The organism is Agromyces ramosus, assembly GCF_004216665.1.
Classification (GTDB): Bacteria; Actinomycetota; Actinomycetes; order Actinomycetales; family Microbacteriaceae; genus Agromyces; species Agromyces ramosus.
Genome location: NZ_SGWY01000002.1, coordinates 718,269 through 732,123, shown reverse-complemented (window position 1 = coordinate 732,123; position 13,855 = coordinate 718,269). Strand labels below are relative to the sequence as shown.

15 protein-coding genes are annotated in these 13,855 nt (G+C 71.6%); 8 read left to right on the top strand and 7 right to left on the bottom strand.

The genetic code is table 11. From position 1 onward, the window contains the following. Nucleotides 1-16: 16 nt before the first annotated feature. The 3 genes from EV187_RS10030 to glgA form a co-directional block, all read right to left on the bottom strand. Nucleotides 17-265 (bottom strand): type B 50S ribosomal protein L31, encoded by a 249-nt coding sequence (locus EV187_RS10030; protein WP_130352895.1) that lies wholly within the window; start codon nucleotides 263-265, stop codon nucleotides 17-19. Between the two features lie 124 nt (nucleotides 266-389). Further along, nucleotides 390-1,175, bottom strand: a complete 786-nt coding sequence (locus EV187_RS10025) for an ABC transporter ATP-binding protein (protein ID WP_130352894.1) — start codon at nucleotides 1,173-1,175, stop codon at nucleotides 390-392. 77 nt (nucleotides 1,176-1,252) lie between these two features. Continuing rightward, on the bottom strand, nucleotides 1,253-2,440 hold the full coding sequence (glgA, locus tag EV187_RS10020; RefSeq protein WP_130352893.1) for a glycogen synthase: 1,188 nt from the start codon (nucleotides 2,438-2,440) through the stop codon (nucleotides 1,253-1,255). 81 nt (nucleotides 2,441-2,521) lie between these two features. Here glgA and glgC point away from each other — a divergent pair, with 81 nt between their 5' ends. The 3 genes from glgC to EV187_RS10005 all read left to right on the top strand — a co-directional run bounded on the left by glgC (nucleotide 2,522) and on the right by EV187_RS10005 (nucleotide 5,464). Beyond that, on the top strand, nucleotides 2,522-3,769 hold the full coding sequence (gene glgC, locus EV187_RS10015; protein ID WP_130352892.1) for a glucose-1-phosphate adenylyltransferase: 1,248 nt from the start codon (nucleotides 2,522-2,524) through the stop codon (nucleotides 3,767-3,769). Continuing rightward, nucleotides 3,766-4,428 carry a phosphoserine phosphatase SerB gene (gene serB / locus EV187_RS10010; protein ID WP_242609530.1) on the top strand — a complete coding sequence of 221 codons (663 nt, stop codon included), beginning with the start codon at nucleotides 3,766-3,768 and terminating at the stop codon, nucleotides 4,426-4,428. Before glgC ends, serB begins: the two co-directional genes overlap by 4 nt. Before the next feature lie 85 nt (nucleotides 4,429-4,513). Continuing rightward, nucleotides 4,514-5,464: an SMP-30/gluconolactonase/LRE family protein gene (locus EV187_RS10005; RefSeq protein ID WP_130352891.1), complete on the top strand. Its 951-nt coding sequence runs from the start codon at nucleotides 4,514-4,516 to the stop codon at nucleotides 5,462-5,464. 21 nt (nucleotides 5,465-5,485) lie between these two features. Here EV187_RS10005 and EV187_RS10000 read toward each other — a convergent pair whose 3' ends face one another. After that, nucleotides 5,486-6,196, bottom strand: a complete 711-nt coding sequence (locus EV187_RS10000) for a beta-ketoacyl-ACP reductase (RefSeq protein WP_130352890.1) — start codon at nucleotides 6,194-6,196, stop codon at nucleotides 5,486-5,488. Between the two features lie 143 nt (nucleotides 6,197-6,339). Here EV187_RS10000 and EV187_RS09995 point away from each other — a divergent pair, with 143 nt between their 5' ends. The 3 genes from EV187_RS09995 to EV187_RS09985 are packed head-to-tail and all read left to right on the top strand — an operon-like array spanning nucleotide 6,340 to nucleotide 7,885. Then, a complete protein-coding gene (locus EV187_RS09995; protein WP_130352889.1) occupies nucleotides 6,340-6,798 on the top strand; it encodes a DUF3099 domain-containing protein in 459 nt (152 codons plus the stop codon). Beyond that, nucleotides 6,795-7,043, top strand: coding sequence for a hypothetical protein (locus EV187_RS09990; protein WP_423190882.1), 249 nt, complete (start codon nucleotides 6,795-6,797; stop codon nucleotides 7,041-7,043). The genes EV187_RS09995 and EV187_RS09990 overlap by 4 nt, the downstream gene beginning before the upstream one ends. Next, entirely contained in the window at nucleotides 7,040-7,885 is an 846-nt protein-coding gene (locus tag EV187_RS09985; protein ID WP_165391155.1) for an SURF1 family cytochrome oxidase biogenesis protein, read from the top strand. The genes EV187_RS09990 and EV187_RS09985 overlap by 4 nt, the downstream gene beginning before the upstream one ends. 1 nt (nucleotide 7,886) lies before the next feature. On the opposite strand, the gene EV187_RS09980 is transcribed toward EV187_RS09985, so the two are convergent. Then, nucleotides 7,887-9,485, bottom strand: coding sequence for an ABC-F family ATP-binding cassette domain-containing protein (locus tag EV187_RS09980; protein WP_130352887.1), 1,599 nt, complete (start codon nucleotides 9,483-9,485; stop codon nucleotides 7,887-7,889). A gap of 133 nt (nucleotides 9,486-9,618) precedes the next feature. Between EV187_RS09980 and EV187_RS09975 the strand changes: the two genes are divergently transcribed. Beyond that, a complete protein-coding gene (locus EV187_RS09975) occupies nucleotides 9,619-10,725 on the top strand; it encodes a winged helix DNA-binding domain-containing protein (protein WP_130352886.1) in 1,107 nt (368 codons plus the stop codon). Nucleotides 10,726-10,778: 53 nt separating this feature from the next. Here EV187_RS09975 and EV187_RS09970 read toward each other — a convergent pair whose 3' ends face one another. After that, nucleotides 10,779-11,342: a YceI family protein gene (locus EV187_RS09970; RefSeq protein ID WP_130352885.1), complete on the bottom strand. Its 564-nt coding sequence runs from the start codon at nucleotides 11,340-11,342 to the stop codon at nucleotides 10,779-10,781. Nucleotides 11,343-11,413: 71 nt separating this feature from the next. Beyond that, complete coding sequence (locus tag EV187_RS09965) at nucleotides 11,414-12,598, bottom strand: glycoside hydrolase family 3 N-terminal domain-containing protein (protein WP_130352884.1); 1,185 nt, start codon at nucleotides 12,596-12,598, stop codon at nucleotides 11,414-11,416. 46 nt (nucleotides 12,599-12,644) lie between these two features. On the opposite strand from EV187_RS09965, the gene EV187_RS09960 reads away from it, so the two are divergent. Beyond that, nucleotides 12,645-13,835 (top strand): aggregation-promoting factor C-terminal-like domain-containing protein, encoded by a 1,191-nt coding sequence (locus EV187_RS09960; protein WP_242609529.1) that lies wholly within the window; start codon nucleotides 12,645-12,647, stop codon nucleotides 13,833-13,835. Nucleotides 13,836-13,855: the final 20 nt, after the last annotated feature.

Sequence of the window (13,855 nt, the reverse complement as noted above, 5' to 3'; positions counted from 1 at the left end):
CTGCTCGGGATGTGCGTTACTTGCCGAAGTTCTTGAAGCGCTGGTTGAACTTCTCGACGCGGCCGGCCGAGTCCATGATGCGCTGCTTGCCCGTGTAGAACGGGTGCGACTCCGACGAGATCTCGACGTCGATCACCGGGTAGGTGACACCGTCGAGCTCGATCGTCTTGTCGCTCGTCACCGTCGAGCGGGTGAGGAACGTGGCGCCCGACGAGAGGTCGCGGAAGACGACGGCGTTGTAGTCGGGGTGGATGTCGGTCTTCATGGAGACTTCCTTGGATTTCAGATGGCGAGTGTTCGGATGATGGATTCGCACCTGCCGCGGGCAGGAAAGTACGTAGGCCCCGTGGGCCAGCTCACGATTCTAGCAGAATCGACGTGAAGGGGTGTCAGGCCGCCCGCGCGGCGTATCGCCCGTCGGCTTCGGCGAGGTCGATCGAGAGACCGAACGTCTCGGTGAGCGTCTCGGACGTGAGCGCCTCGGCCAACGGCCCGGCGGCGACGATCTTGCCGCCCGCCAGGAGGAGGGCGTGGCTGAAGCCCTGCGGGATCTCCTCGACGTGGTGCGTGACCATGACGATCGCGGGAGAGGCGGGCGAGGAGGCGTAGCCGCCGAGGAGCCCGACGAGCTCCTCGCGGGCACCGAGGTCGAGGCTCGCGGCCGGCTCGTCGAGGAGCAGCAGCTCGGGATCGGTCATGACCGAGCGCGCGATCTGCACGCGCTTCTGCTCACCGTCGGAGAGGCTGCCGAACTTGCGGCCCGCGAAGCCCTCGAGGCCCCACTCCTGCAGCACGCGGTGGGCACGCCGGAGGTCGATCTCCTCGTACTCCTCGTTCCAGCGGCCGGTGACCGAGTAGGCGGCGGTGAGCACGACGTCGAGCACGGTCTCGTTGCGCGGGATCTTGCGCGCCATCGCGGTGGAGGCGAAGCCGATCATCGGGCGCAGCTCGAAGACGTCGACCTTGCCGAGCGACTCCTCGAGCACGTGCGCCGATCCCTTCGACGGGTGCATCGCGGCCGCGGCGATCTGCAGCAGCGTCGTCTTGCCCGCGCCATTCGGCCCGAGGATGACCCAGCGCTCGTCGGAGTCGACGCTCCACGTCACCGAGTCGAGGATCAGATTGCCGTCTCGGACCACCGACACATCGCGGAACTCCAGCACCGTACTCGCCATATGACCCATGCTATCGGGACGCGGCGAGGCCTCCGGTCCGCCCGGGTGCATGCGAGGGCGAGCGGCCGGGTCGGCGCTCAGCCGGCGAGCACCCGCTCGTACAGTTCCCGCGTCCTGGCGGCGATCGCGTCCCACGCGAAGTGGTCCTCCGCCCGCTGCCGGCCTGCGGCTCCCATCGCCCGGGCGCGCTCGGGGTCGTTCACCACACGCGCGAGCGCCGCGGCGAGGTCGGCGACGAACGCGTCGGGGTCGAGGGGGGTGCCGGTGCCGTCGTCCGCCTGCTCGATGGGCACGAGCACGCCCGTGACGCCGTCGTCGACGACCTCGGGGATGCCGCCGGTCGCCGTGCCGACCACCGGCGCGCCGCACGCCATCGCCTCGAGGTTCACGATGCCGAGCGGCTCGTAGACCGACGGGCACACGAAGACCGTCGCGGCCGTGAGCAGCGACGTGAGCTCGTTGCGCGGGAGGTGACGGTCGATCCACACGACGCCGCCGCGCTCCTCGCGGAGCTCGTCGACGAGGCCGGTGACCTCGGTCATGATCTCCTCGGTGTCGGGCGCGCCCGCGCACAGCACGAGCTGCACGTCGGCGGGCAGCAGTCGCGCCGCGCGGAGGAGGTAGGGCAGGCCCTTCTGCCGCGTGATGCGGCCCACGAAGATCACCGACGGACGATCGGGGTCGAGGCCGAGGGCGCGCGCGGTCTCGGCGTCGTGGTTGGGCTGCCAGTCGGCGAGGTCGATGCCGTTGTACACGACCTGCACGCGCGACGGGTCGATCGACGGGTAGGCCCGCAGGATGTCGCGGCGCATGCCATCGCTGACGGCGATCACCGCGTCGGCGTCCTCGAAGGCCGTCCGCTCCACCCACGACGAGAGCCGGTAGCCGCCGCCGAGCTGCTCGGCCTTCCACGGACGCAGCGGTTCGAGGCTGTGCGCGGTCACCACGTGCGGGATGTCGTGCAGCCGCTTCGCGGTGAACCCGGCGAAGTTCGCGTACCACGTGTGCGAGTGCACCAGGTCGGCGCCCGCGGCATCCCCCGCCATCAGCAGGTCGACGCCCATCGTGCCGAGCGCGGCGTTGCGCCCGTCGAACTCGGCCGGCGTGGCGTAGCCGAACGTTCCGGCCTCGTCGCGCGGCGCGCCGAAGCAGCGCACCACGACCTCGAGATCTCGCCGGAGCGCCCGGACGAGTTCCGCGACGTGCACCCCCGCTCCTCCGTAGACCTCGGGCGGGTACTCGCGGGTGAGCAGGTCGACGCGCATGCTGCAACGGTAGCGCAGCGGCATCCGACATGGTCGGACTTCCGCGCCCGTGATGGGCCTCGTCTGACTACGCTGGTGGGCATGGCCACGCGCAAGGTATTCGGCATCGTCCTCGCCGGCGGCGAGGGAAAGCGGCTCATGCCCCTCACGGAGGACCGGGCCAAGCCCGCGGTGCCGTTCGGCGGGCAGTACCGGCTCATCGACTTCGCGTTGTCGAACCTCCTGAACTCGGGGCTCAGGCAGATCGTCGTGCTCACGCAGTACAAGTCGCACAGCCTCGACCGGCACGTGTCCCAGACCTGGCGCATGAGCGGCCTGCTGAACTCCTACGTCGCGTCGGTGCCCGCGCAGCAGCGGCTGGGCAAACGGTGGTTCTCGGGCTCGGCCGACGCGATCCTGCAGAGCCTCAACCTCATCTACGACGAGCAGCCCGACATCATCGTCGTGGTCGGCGCCGACCACGTCTACCGCATGGACTTCAGCCAGATGATCGACGCGCACATCGAATCGGGCCTGTCGGCCACCGTGGCCGCCATCCGGCAGCCGATCTCCCTCGCCGACCAGTTCGGAGTCATCGAGGTCGATGCGGCGCATCCGGGCCGCATCGACCGCTTCCTCGAGAAGCCGAAGGACCCGGTGGGCCTGCCCGACTCCCCGCAGGAGGTGCTGGCGTCGATGGGGAACTACGTGTTCGACGCCGACGCGCTCATCGACGCGGTGCTGCGCGACGGCGAGCGCACGGACTCCAGCCACGACATGGGCGGCGACATCATCCCGGCCTTCGTGGCGGAGGGTAGGGCCGGCGTCTACGACCTGAAGCAGAACGAGGTGCCGGGCTCCACCGACCGTGACCGCTACTACTGGCGCGACGTCGGGACCATCGACTCGTTCTTCGAGGCCCACCAGGACCTCATCTCGGTGCTTCCCGTGTTCAACCTCTACAACCGCGAGTGGCCGATCTTCAGCCAGCAGCTCAACTCTCCGCCGGCCAAGTTCACGCGCGACGCGCGCGGCTCGCTCGGCACCGTGATCGACTCCATCGTCTCGCTCGGGTCCGTCATCTCCGGAGCGCATGTCGAGCGCAGCGTGCTGGGCCCCTGGGCGATCGTCGGGTCGGGCGCGCACGTGGCCGACTCGATCCTGTTCGACCGCGCTCGCATCGACGCCGGCGCGACGGTGCAGCGCGCGATCCTCGACAAGGAGGTCGTCGTCGAGGCCGGCGTGCGCATCGGCGTCGACCGCGCGGAAGACCTCGCGCGCGGCTTCATCGTCACCGACAGCGGCATCACGGTCGTCGGCAAGGGCTCCCGGGTTCGGGCCAACGCGTGACGGGCACGGCATCGGGCCGCGCGAGCGGCCCCCTCGTCGTGCTCGACGCCGATTCGACCCTCATCCGCGAGGAGGCGATCGAACTGCTGGCGGATGCCGCCGGCAGCCTCGCGCTCGTCACCGAGGTCACCGAGCGGGCGATGCGCGGCGAGCTCGACTTCGCCGCGAGCCTCCGCGAACGCGTGGCCACGCTGGCCGGGCTCGGCATCGGGGTGTTCGAGCAGGCTCGCGCCAGGATGACGCCGACCCCCGGTGTGCAGGAGCTCATCGACGGCGTGCACGCGGCCGGCGGAAGGGTCGGCGTCGTGTCGGGAGGATTCCACGAGCTGCTCGATCCGCTCGCACAGCGGCTCGGCCTCGACTTCTGCCGCGCCAACCGCCTCGAGACGGCCGACGGCCGTCTCACCGGACGCGTCGACGGCGACATCGTCGACGCCCATGGGAAGGCGGCCGCACTCGAGGAGTGGGCGGCGGCGAGCGGCATCCCGCTCGAGCGAGCCGTCGCCGTCGGCGATGGCGCCAACGACCTCGAGATGCTCGACCGGGCCCGTCTCGGCGTCGCGTTCTGCGCGAAGCCCGTGGTGCGCGAGCGAGCGCATGTCGCGATCGACACGCCCGACCTCAGCGCAGTGCTCCCCCTGCTCGGCCTGCGCGGCTGACGCTTCCCGTACGGCGGTCGACGGGCGGGCTGGGAGCTTCCTCCGAACCCCGACCGCATCGCCGAGCCGGACGTAGCATGTGGCCATGTCCGGTCGCATCGTCGCACGTACATTCGCCGCCGCCGCACTGACTGGGCTCCTCGCCGTCTCGGCGGCGGGCGCCGCCCACGCTGCGGGTTCTCCTCCGGGAGGCGGTGCGGTCGAAGACCTGATCGAACTCCCCGACGGCTTCCGGCCCGAGGGGATCGCGATCGGCCCCGGCGGCACCGCCTACGTCGGATCCCTGGCCGACGGCGACGTCTACGTCGTCGACCTCCGCACCGGCGCCGAGATCACGACGCTCGACGGCCCGGGCACGCCGTCGGTCGGCCTCAAGATCGACGATCGGGGGCGGCTCTTCATCGCCGGTGGGCCGACCGGTTCGGCCCGCGTGGTCGACGCCGACACCGGAGACGTGCTCGAGACCTATCCGCTGACCAGCGGTCCGGCGTTCATCAACGACGTCGTCCTGACCCGTGACGGCGCCTGGTTCACGAACAGCTTCGCGGCCGAGCTGTACTTCGTGCCGGTATCGCCGTCGGGCGAGCTCGCCGACGCCTCCGACGTCGTGACCCTTCCGCTCACTGGCGACTGGGTGCAGCAGCAGGGCTTCAATGCCAACGGCATCGCCGAGACGCCCGACCGCCAGGCCCTGCTCGTGATCCAGTCCGCGACGGCCACGCTGTTCCGCGTGGACCCCGCGACCGGCGAGGCGACCGCCGTCGACCTCGGCGGCTTCCCCGTGACCGCCGGAGACGGCCTGCTCGTCGTCGGCAACACGCTCTACGTGGTGCAGAACCAGCTCAACACGGTCGCGGTGATCCGCCTGGCCGCAGACGGCACGAGCGGCACCCTCGTCGATCAGCTGACCGACCCCGCGTTCGACGTCCCGACCACGGTCGCGCGGTTCGGGAACAGCCTGTTCCTGCCCAATGCCCGGTTCGGCACGCCGCCGACTCCCGACACCGAGTACGACGTGGTGCGGATCGACCGCTGATCGTCGCGTCCGGGATGGGGCCTAGTGCCCCATCCCGAGGCCGCCGTCGACCGGGATGACGGCACCCGAGATGTAGCCGGCGTCGTCGCCGGCGAGCCAGGCCACGACCTTGGCGACCTCGTCGGGTGTCGCGAAGCGTCCCGCGGGGATGCTCTTCTTGTACTCGGCCTGCTGCGCCTCGGGCAGTTCGTCGGTCATGTCGGTCTCGATGAACCCCGGTGCGACGACGTTCGCGGTGATGTTGCGGGACCCGAGCTCGCGGGTGATCGAGCGTGCCATGCCGACGAGCGCGGCCTTCGACGAGGAGTAGTTGACCTGGCCCGCGCCACCGAGGAGCCCGACGACACTCGAGATGAGCACGATCCGTCCGAAGCGCGCCTTCAGCATGCCCTTCGATGCGCGCTTCACGACCCGGAATGCGCCGGTGAGGTTGGTGTCGATCACGCTCGTGAACTCGTCCTCGCTCATGCGCATGAGGAGGGTGTCGCGGGTGATGCCGGCGTTCGCCACGACGACCTCGACAGGACCGAGGGCCGCCTCGACCTCGGTGAACGCCTGGTCGACCGAGGCGGAATCCGTGACATCCGCCCGCACCGTGAGCGAACCCTCCGGGCCCTCACCGGAGCGTGCGGTGACGGCGACGCGGTGCCCCTGGGCGACGAACTCGCGCGCGATCGCGAACCCGATGCCGCGGTTGCCGCCGGTCACGAGAACGGTACGACTCGTCGTCATGATGGACTCCGTTTCCTCGGTGCTGGTGCGACGGGCCCATCGGGCCCGTCCCAGCATAGAGGCTCGCCGATCGGGGCATCCGTCGGGCTCGGACGGACGTAGGCTTGACGGAGAGGAGAGCCGCGCGACCAACGGCGACCATCATGAAGCAGCAGTCGATCACCACGCTGCCGCCCTCGCCCGAAGCGGAGCGGCGATCGCGCATGATCAAGTACACGATCGCGATGTCGATCCGTGTCGCCTGCATCTTCGCCATGCTCTTCGCCCAGGGCTGGTGGCTCGTCGTCTTCGCTGCCGGCGCGATCTTCCTGCCCTACGTGGCCGTGGTGCTGGCGAACGTCAGCGGACCGTCGCGCGACTCCGAGGTGCTCCGACCGGGCGGGCTGGTTCCCATGGCCCCGCACGCACCCGGTCCCGACGCGGAGGCGGCCGGGCGAGAAGCGCCGTCGGCGCCCGCCTCCGAGGAAGGGGAATCCGGTGATGCCGCGCCCGGGGCATCCGCACACGACTCCCCCGGCGACCCCGGCCACTCCGGCGACCCCGGCCACTCCGGCGACTCCGAGACCGGCGGCCCGCCGCACGACGAGCGCGGTGCCGCGTGATCGGCGGAATCGGGGCGGATGCCGCCCCCGACGTCTGCTCGCGCGCCGCGTGCCGTGACACCGCGACCTGGCGCATCGACTGGCAGAACCCGCGCATCCACACCGGAGAGCGCTGGAAGACCTGGCTCGCCTGCGACGAGCACGTCGAGTACCTGCGTGGGTTCCTCGAGGCGCGGTCGTTCCCGGTTCGCGTCGCTCCGTTCGAGCCGGTGACCACGGATGCCGCCACGGGAGCCGAGCCGTGAGCGAGTGGTCGTTCCTCAGGTCGCCGCGATGGGCCGGCTACCTCGCGCTCGTGATCGTCTTCGCGATCGCGTGCTGTGCGCTGGGCACGTGGCAGTTGAACCGGCGCGCGGAGGCCCTCGCCGAGGTGGCGCGCATCGATGCCAACTACGACGCCGATGCGATCCCGGTCGCGGAGGCCCTGCCCGACGCCGACGGGTTCGACGTCGACCAGCGGTGGCAGGTGGTCTCCCTCTCGGGCGAGTACCTGGCCGACGAGGAGGTCGTGGTTCGGAACCGCCCGTTCGAGGGCAGCTCGGGCTTCGAGGTGATCACGCCCTTCCGCCTCGACGACGGCTCCGTGTTCATGGTCGACCGGGGCTGGATCGCGCAGGCGTCCGACGGCCGGCCGAGCGAGTACGCCCCGCCCGCGTCGGGACGCGTCCAGGTCGAGGCGAGGCTGAAGGCGGGCGAGGAGCGCATCGCCGGGCGCACGTCCACCGGCATCGAGTTCGCGACGATCGACCTGCACGAGCTCGCCGAGCGGATGGACGAGCCGAGCTACACGGGCGCGTACGGCGTGCTCGTGCAGTCGGGGGCCGACGTCGACGAGCCGCCGCTCGCAGCGGCGCGGCCGGTGCGCGACGAGGGTCCGCACCTCTCGTACGCGCTGCAGTGGTTCGTGTTCGCCCTGCTCGCGTTCGTCGGACTCGGGTGGGCCGCGAACCAGGAACGCCGCGGGCTCGCGGAGGCATCCGGAGTCGCGCCTGCGAGTGGGACGCCCGAGCGCGGATTCCGTCGATCCAAGCGCGTGAAGGCCGACGCCGACGCCGACCTCGAGGACGAGGTGCTCGACCGCCGCTAGATCACGCCAGCTCGATGAGCTCCTGGTACTCGCGGCTCCAGTGGTCCTCGGTCCCGTCGGGCATGATCAGCACGCGTTCGGGGTTCAGGGCCTCGACCGCGCCGGGGTCGTGCGAGACGAGCACGACGGATCCCTCGTAGTGGGCGAGCGCGTCGAGGATCTCGGCGCGGCTCGCGGGGTCGAGGTTGTTCGTCGGCTCGTCGAGCAGCAGCACGTTCGCGCCCGACACGACGATCATCGCGAGCGCGAGGCGGGTCTTCTCGCCGCCCGAGAGGACTCCGGCGGGCTTGTGCACGTCGTCGCCCGTGAACAGGAACGAGCCGAGCACCTTGCGGGCCTCGGTCTCGGTGAGGTTCGGTGAGGCGCTCACCATGTTCTGGAGCACGGTGCGCGCCACGTCGAGCGTCTCGTGCTCCTGCGCGTAGTAGCCGACGCGCAGCCCGTGCCCGGCCTCGACGACGCCCGTGTCCGGGCGGTCGACGCCCGCGAGGATGCGCAGCAGCGTCGTCTTCCCGGCACCGTTCAGGCCGATGATGACCACCTTCGACCCTCGGTCGATCGCGAGGTCGACGGCGGTGAAGATCTCGAGGGAGCCGTAGCTCTTCGAGAGGTCGCTGGCGGTGAGCGGCGTGCGACCGCAGGGCGCGGGCGTCGGGAAGCGCAGCTTCGCGACCCGGTCGACGGCGCGCACCTCCTCGAGGCCGGCGAGGAGCTTCTCGGCGCGGGCGACCATCTGGTGCGCCGCGGCCGCCTTCGACGCCTTCGCGCCGAACCTGGCCGCCTGCAACTGCAGGGCGCCGGCCTTCTTCTCGGCGTTGGCGCGCTCCTTCTTGCGACGCTCCTCGTCGGCGGCACGCTGGCGCAGGTAGTGCTTCCAGCCCATGTTGTAGATGTCGATGATCGAGCGGTTCGCGTCGAGGTAGAAGACGCGGTTCACGACCTCGCCGACGAGCTCCACGTCGTGGCTGATCACGATCACGCCGCCCTTGTAGGCCTTCAGGAACTCGCGCAGCCACACGACCGAGTCGGCGTCGAGGTGGTTGGTCGGCTCGTCCAGGATCATCGTCTCGGCGTCCGAGAAGAGGATGCGCGCGAGTTCGATACGCCGGCGCTGTCCGCCCGAGAGCGTCTTCAGCGGCTGGTCGAGGATGCGGTCGGGCAGGTTGAGGTTCGACGCGATCGAGGCCGCCTCCGCCTCGGCCGCGTACCCGCCGAGCGCGGTGAAGCGGTCGGTGAGGTTGCCGTACTTCTTCATCGCGCGCTCGGCAACGTCGGGATCGTCGCTCCCCATCGCCATGGACGCCTCGTGCATGCCGAGCACCAGCGAGCCCAGGCCCCGCGCATCGAGGATCCGCGTGCGCGCGAGCATCTCGGGGTCGCCGGAGCGCGGGTCCTGCGGCAGGTAGCCGATCTCGCCGGATCGATCGATCCGCCCGCCGTTGGGCAGCGTCTCGCCGGCGAGCGTCTTCGTGAGCGTGGTCTTGCCGGCGCCGTTGCGGCCGACCAACCCCACCTTGTCGCCCGCCGAGACGCGGAAGTCCACGTGCTCCATCAGCACGCGGGCGCCGACGCGGATCTCGAGATCATGGACGGCGAGCACGGGGATCCTCCGGCGGAAGTGGGTGGGGTGAGGCGTGCCGAGTGGCACAGCCCCCCAGTCTATCGCTCGAACGGGCGGCGTCTCGCGTCGGCGTCGTCCAGCGGATGTCACCGGCATCCGCCAGACTCGTGGCATGCCGAAGCCCGCCAGCGCGGCCCGCCTGCGAGCCGCGCGACTCGATGCGCACGGATTGCGCACCGGCCTGCCGTCCATCACCGCCGCGGTGCGACGGCTCGGCGCCGTCCAGGCGCAGGACTTCGCGGCCGCGAGGTGGGTGCTCGGCGCACGCGTCCCGGGATCCGCCTCCGCCGATGTCGACGCGGCGATCGAGTCGCGCGAGGTCGTGCGGTCGTGGCCGATGCGCGGCACCCTCCACCTGCTGCCGACCGAGACGCTGCGCCCGATCCTCGCGATCACCGGGCCGCGCATCATGCAGCGCGCGGCCACCCGGCATCGCCAGCTCGAACTCGATCGGGAGGTGTATTCGCGCGCTCGCGAGCTCGCCGAGACCGCGCTGGCCGGCGGCGCCTCGCTCTCCCGCGAGGAGCTCCTCGCCGCGTGGGAGGCGGCGGGCATCCGCACGACCGGGCAGCGGGGCTACCACCTGATCTGGTGGCTCGCGCAGGACGCCGTGCTCTGCTGCGGCCCCGTCGAGGGTCGCGGACAGCGCTTCGTGCTGCTCGACGAGTGGGCGCCCGCCGCCGGCCGGGTCCCCGACCGCGATGAGACGCTGGCGAACCTCGCCGTCGCCTACGCCGCAGGCCACGGGCCGGTCACCGTGCGCGACTTCGCCTGGTGGAGCGGACTCACGCTCACCGACGCGCGCACGGCGTTCGCCGCAGCCGGTGGCGCGCTCGTGGCATTCGACGAGGAGCGCGTCGTCGCGGCGGATGCGGGTTGGGCCGCCGATCCCGCGTCGACCACGCCGCGCACCTCACGCCGCTTCGTGCTCGCCGCCTTCGACGAGTATTTCCTCGGGTACACGGAGCGCAGCGACGTCTGCGATCCGCTCCACGCGCCCAGGATCGTGCCGGGGCTGAACGGGGTGTTCCAGCCGATCCTCGTGAACGGCGCGGGCGTCGTCGAGGGCCTTTGGAAGGTCACCAGGGCGAAGGGCGAGGCATCCGTCGCACTCGAGGGCTTCGAGCGGTCGATCGACCCGGTCGGGTACGAACCCGCCCTCGCCCGTTGGGCACGGTTCCACGGGGAGCGGCTGGGCGCGATCACGACCGCGACGTGAACGCGGAACGGGCGGCGCCACGTCGCGGCACCGCCCGTTCCGCTGGACCGGAGTCACTGCTCGAGCGCGGCCTGCAGCTCGAGCGTGATGGTCACCTGGTCGCCGAGCAGCACGCCGCCCGTCTCGAGGGCCGCGTTGTAGCTGAGTCCGAAGTCCTCGCGGTTGATGACCGTCTTCGCGGTCGCGCCACCCTTGTAGTTGCCGTAGGGGTCGCCGCCGAAGCCGCCGAAGTCGAAGTCGAAGGTCACGGGCCTGGTGATGCCGCGGATCGTGAGGTCGCCGTCCACCTTGAAGTCGCCGCCCTCGGCGCGCACGCCGGTGGACACGAAGTCGATGGTCGGGTACGACTCGGCCTCGAAGAAGTCGCCGGTGCGCAGGTGCGCGTCGCGGTTCGGCTCGTTCGTGGTGATCGAGGCGACCTCGGCGGACGCCGTCACGCTGGACTCGAGGGGGTTCTCGGCGGTCACGAAGGTGGCGTCGAATCGCTCGAACTTGCCCTTCACCTTGCTGATCATCAGGTGGCGGATGCTGAAGCCGACCTCGCTGTGGGCGGTGTCGACCTTCCACGTGCCTGCGCGGTAGCCGGGGATCTCGATCGTCGTCGCGGTGCTCGTCATCTTGCGGTTTCTCCAATGTGATGTCGCTGCGGCCGGTCGGCCACACATATGCGAACGCATCGATCGCGGATCTATTCCCCGGATCCGACATCCGATGGCGACACGAGTCCTCGGCGCAGCGTGAGCACCCGCTCGACGGCGTCGTCGAGTCGCTGCGCGCTGACGCGCCCGGACCCGACCGCGGCCACCAGCGACCCGACCAGGCCCTCGACCGAGATGCCGAACTCGGAGGGATCCGCGGGGAGCACGTAGAGGAGCAGGTCGGAGCCGGCTTCGACGGCGCGGACCGCGTTCTCGCCCGCATCCGCGTACTCGGGCAGGCCGTTGTGCTGCAGCATCAGCATGTCGTCCGTCACCACGACGCCGTCGAAGCCGAGTTCCTCACGCAGGATCCGGTGCCACTCCGGTGAGAGTGATGCCGGGGCCGCGTCGACGGCGGGGTAGGCGAGGTGGCCCGTCATCACGAGCTCGGCGCCGGCGTCGATGCCGGCCGCGAACGGGATCGCCGGACCCGCGCGCCACTCGTCGATCGTGAGGGGTGCGGTCGGCACGCTCGCGTGCGAGTCGCCCGGCGCGGCTCCGTGGCCGGGGAAGTGCTTCAGCGTGCTGAGCACGGCGCCGCGCTCCCCCGCCACCGCCGCGGCCACGCGATCGGCCGCCGCGTGCGGGTCGCCGCCGAGCACGCGGCCGGCGATGAAGGAGGCGGGGTCCGCCGTGACATCCGCGACGATGCCGAAGTTCACGTCGACGCCCACGGCGGACAGCGCCGCGGCACGGGATCCGAATGCCTCCTGCGCGACCGGCGGCGGCGCGGCGCGGAGCTGCTCCGCACCCGCCGAGTCGTCCCACGGGAGGCGCTGCACCTCGCCGCCCTCCTCGTCGATGCCGACGAGCACCGGCGCCTCGGCGTCGGCCTGCACGGCCTCGGTGAGCGCCGAGAGCTCGGGAGGCGTGGCGGGCATGTTGTCGCCCATCAGGATGAGCCCGGACACGCCGGCATCCACCAGCGCGCGGAGCGGCGCGGGGTCGGTGCCGGGGGCATGGAGCATGAGCAGCGAGGCGGCCTTCTGCTCGATCGAGAGCTGCGACATCCGCTGGTCGACCCACTCGGCGACCGGGTCCGCAGCGGCCGGATGCCGCGGCGACGCCGTGGGTGCCGACGATGGACCCGACGGTGCGGTCGGGGCGCATCCGGTGACCCCGACGAGCGCTGCGCAGAGGATCAGCGGCATCGCGGCGGTTCGGATCACGTGCATCCGGGCGAGTGTACGCTGCGTGTCCGGGCGACCGCCGAGTGCCCTCGTGGGTAGACTCGCCGCGCTCGGAGGGGGTACTGTGCGCGGCGGATGGAAGGCGATGGCGGGCGTGGTCGTGCTGATCGCGACCCTCGGCGTGCCCGCGGGTCCCGCCGCCGAGGACTACCCGACGTGGGACCAGGTGCAGGCCGCGAAGGCCGACGTCGCCACGCGCGAGGCCGAGGCGACGCGGATCACGGCCTTCGTCGACGAGCTCGAAGCCGAGGCCGGACGGCTCGGCGATGCCGCGGTGGAGGCCGCCGCCGTGTCCGCGGCCGCCGAGGCCGCCCGCTCCGACGCGGAGGAGCGCGCCGCCACCCTTCGCGCCCAGGCGGACGCCGCGACGGCGGAGGCCGCTGCGTCGGCCGCCCGGCTCGGTCGGATCGGGGCGGTGCTCGCGCGATCGGGCGGCGCCGACGTGACCTTGCGGCTCCTCTTCGGCCGCGAGGGCGACTCCGACCTCCTGGCCGGGCTCTCCCGAGCGGCCCAGCTCGCCGGCATCTACGGCGGCGTCGCGGCTCGCGCCAAGGCCGCACGCGCCGATGCCGCGGCGCTCAGCGGGCAGGCGGACGTCGCGGAGGCCGAGCGGACCCGACTCGCCGCGGAGGCGGCGACCGCCGCCGAGGCGGCCGAGGCGGCCCACGACGCGGCGGAGGCGCGCGCCGCGGAGCAGCAGGCGGTGCTCGACACCCTGTACGCGCAGCTCGCGAGCCTGCGCGACCGCACGGTCGAGCTCGAGCGCCAGTACCGGATCGGGGAACAGGCCGCCCAGGAACGTGCCGCGCGAGAGGCGGCCGCTGCCGCGGCCGCGGCCGCGGCAGCCGCAGCGGCACGGGGCAGCAGCGGCGGCAGCGCCGGCGACGATGGCGCGCCTCCCCCGGGGGTCGTCGTCGACCGTGCGGGCGCGAAGGCCTACGCCGCGAGTCGGCTCCCGAGTTACGGCTGGGGCTCCGACCAGTTCCGCTGCCTCGACCTGCTCTGGACGCGCGAGTCGGGCTGGCGGGCCGACGCCTACAACAGGTCGAGCGGTGCGTACGGCATCCCGCAGTCGCTTCCGGGCAGCAAGATGGCGAGTGCCGGCTCGGACTGGCGCACCAACGCGGCCACGCAGATCAACTGGGGCCTGGGCTACATCGACGCTCGCTACGGATCACCGTGCGGTGCCTGGGCCCATTCGGAGGCCTACAACTGGTACTGACGGTCGGTGACCTCGTGGTC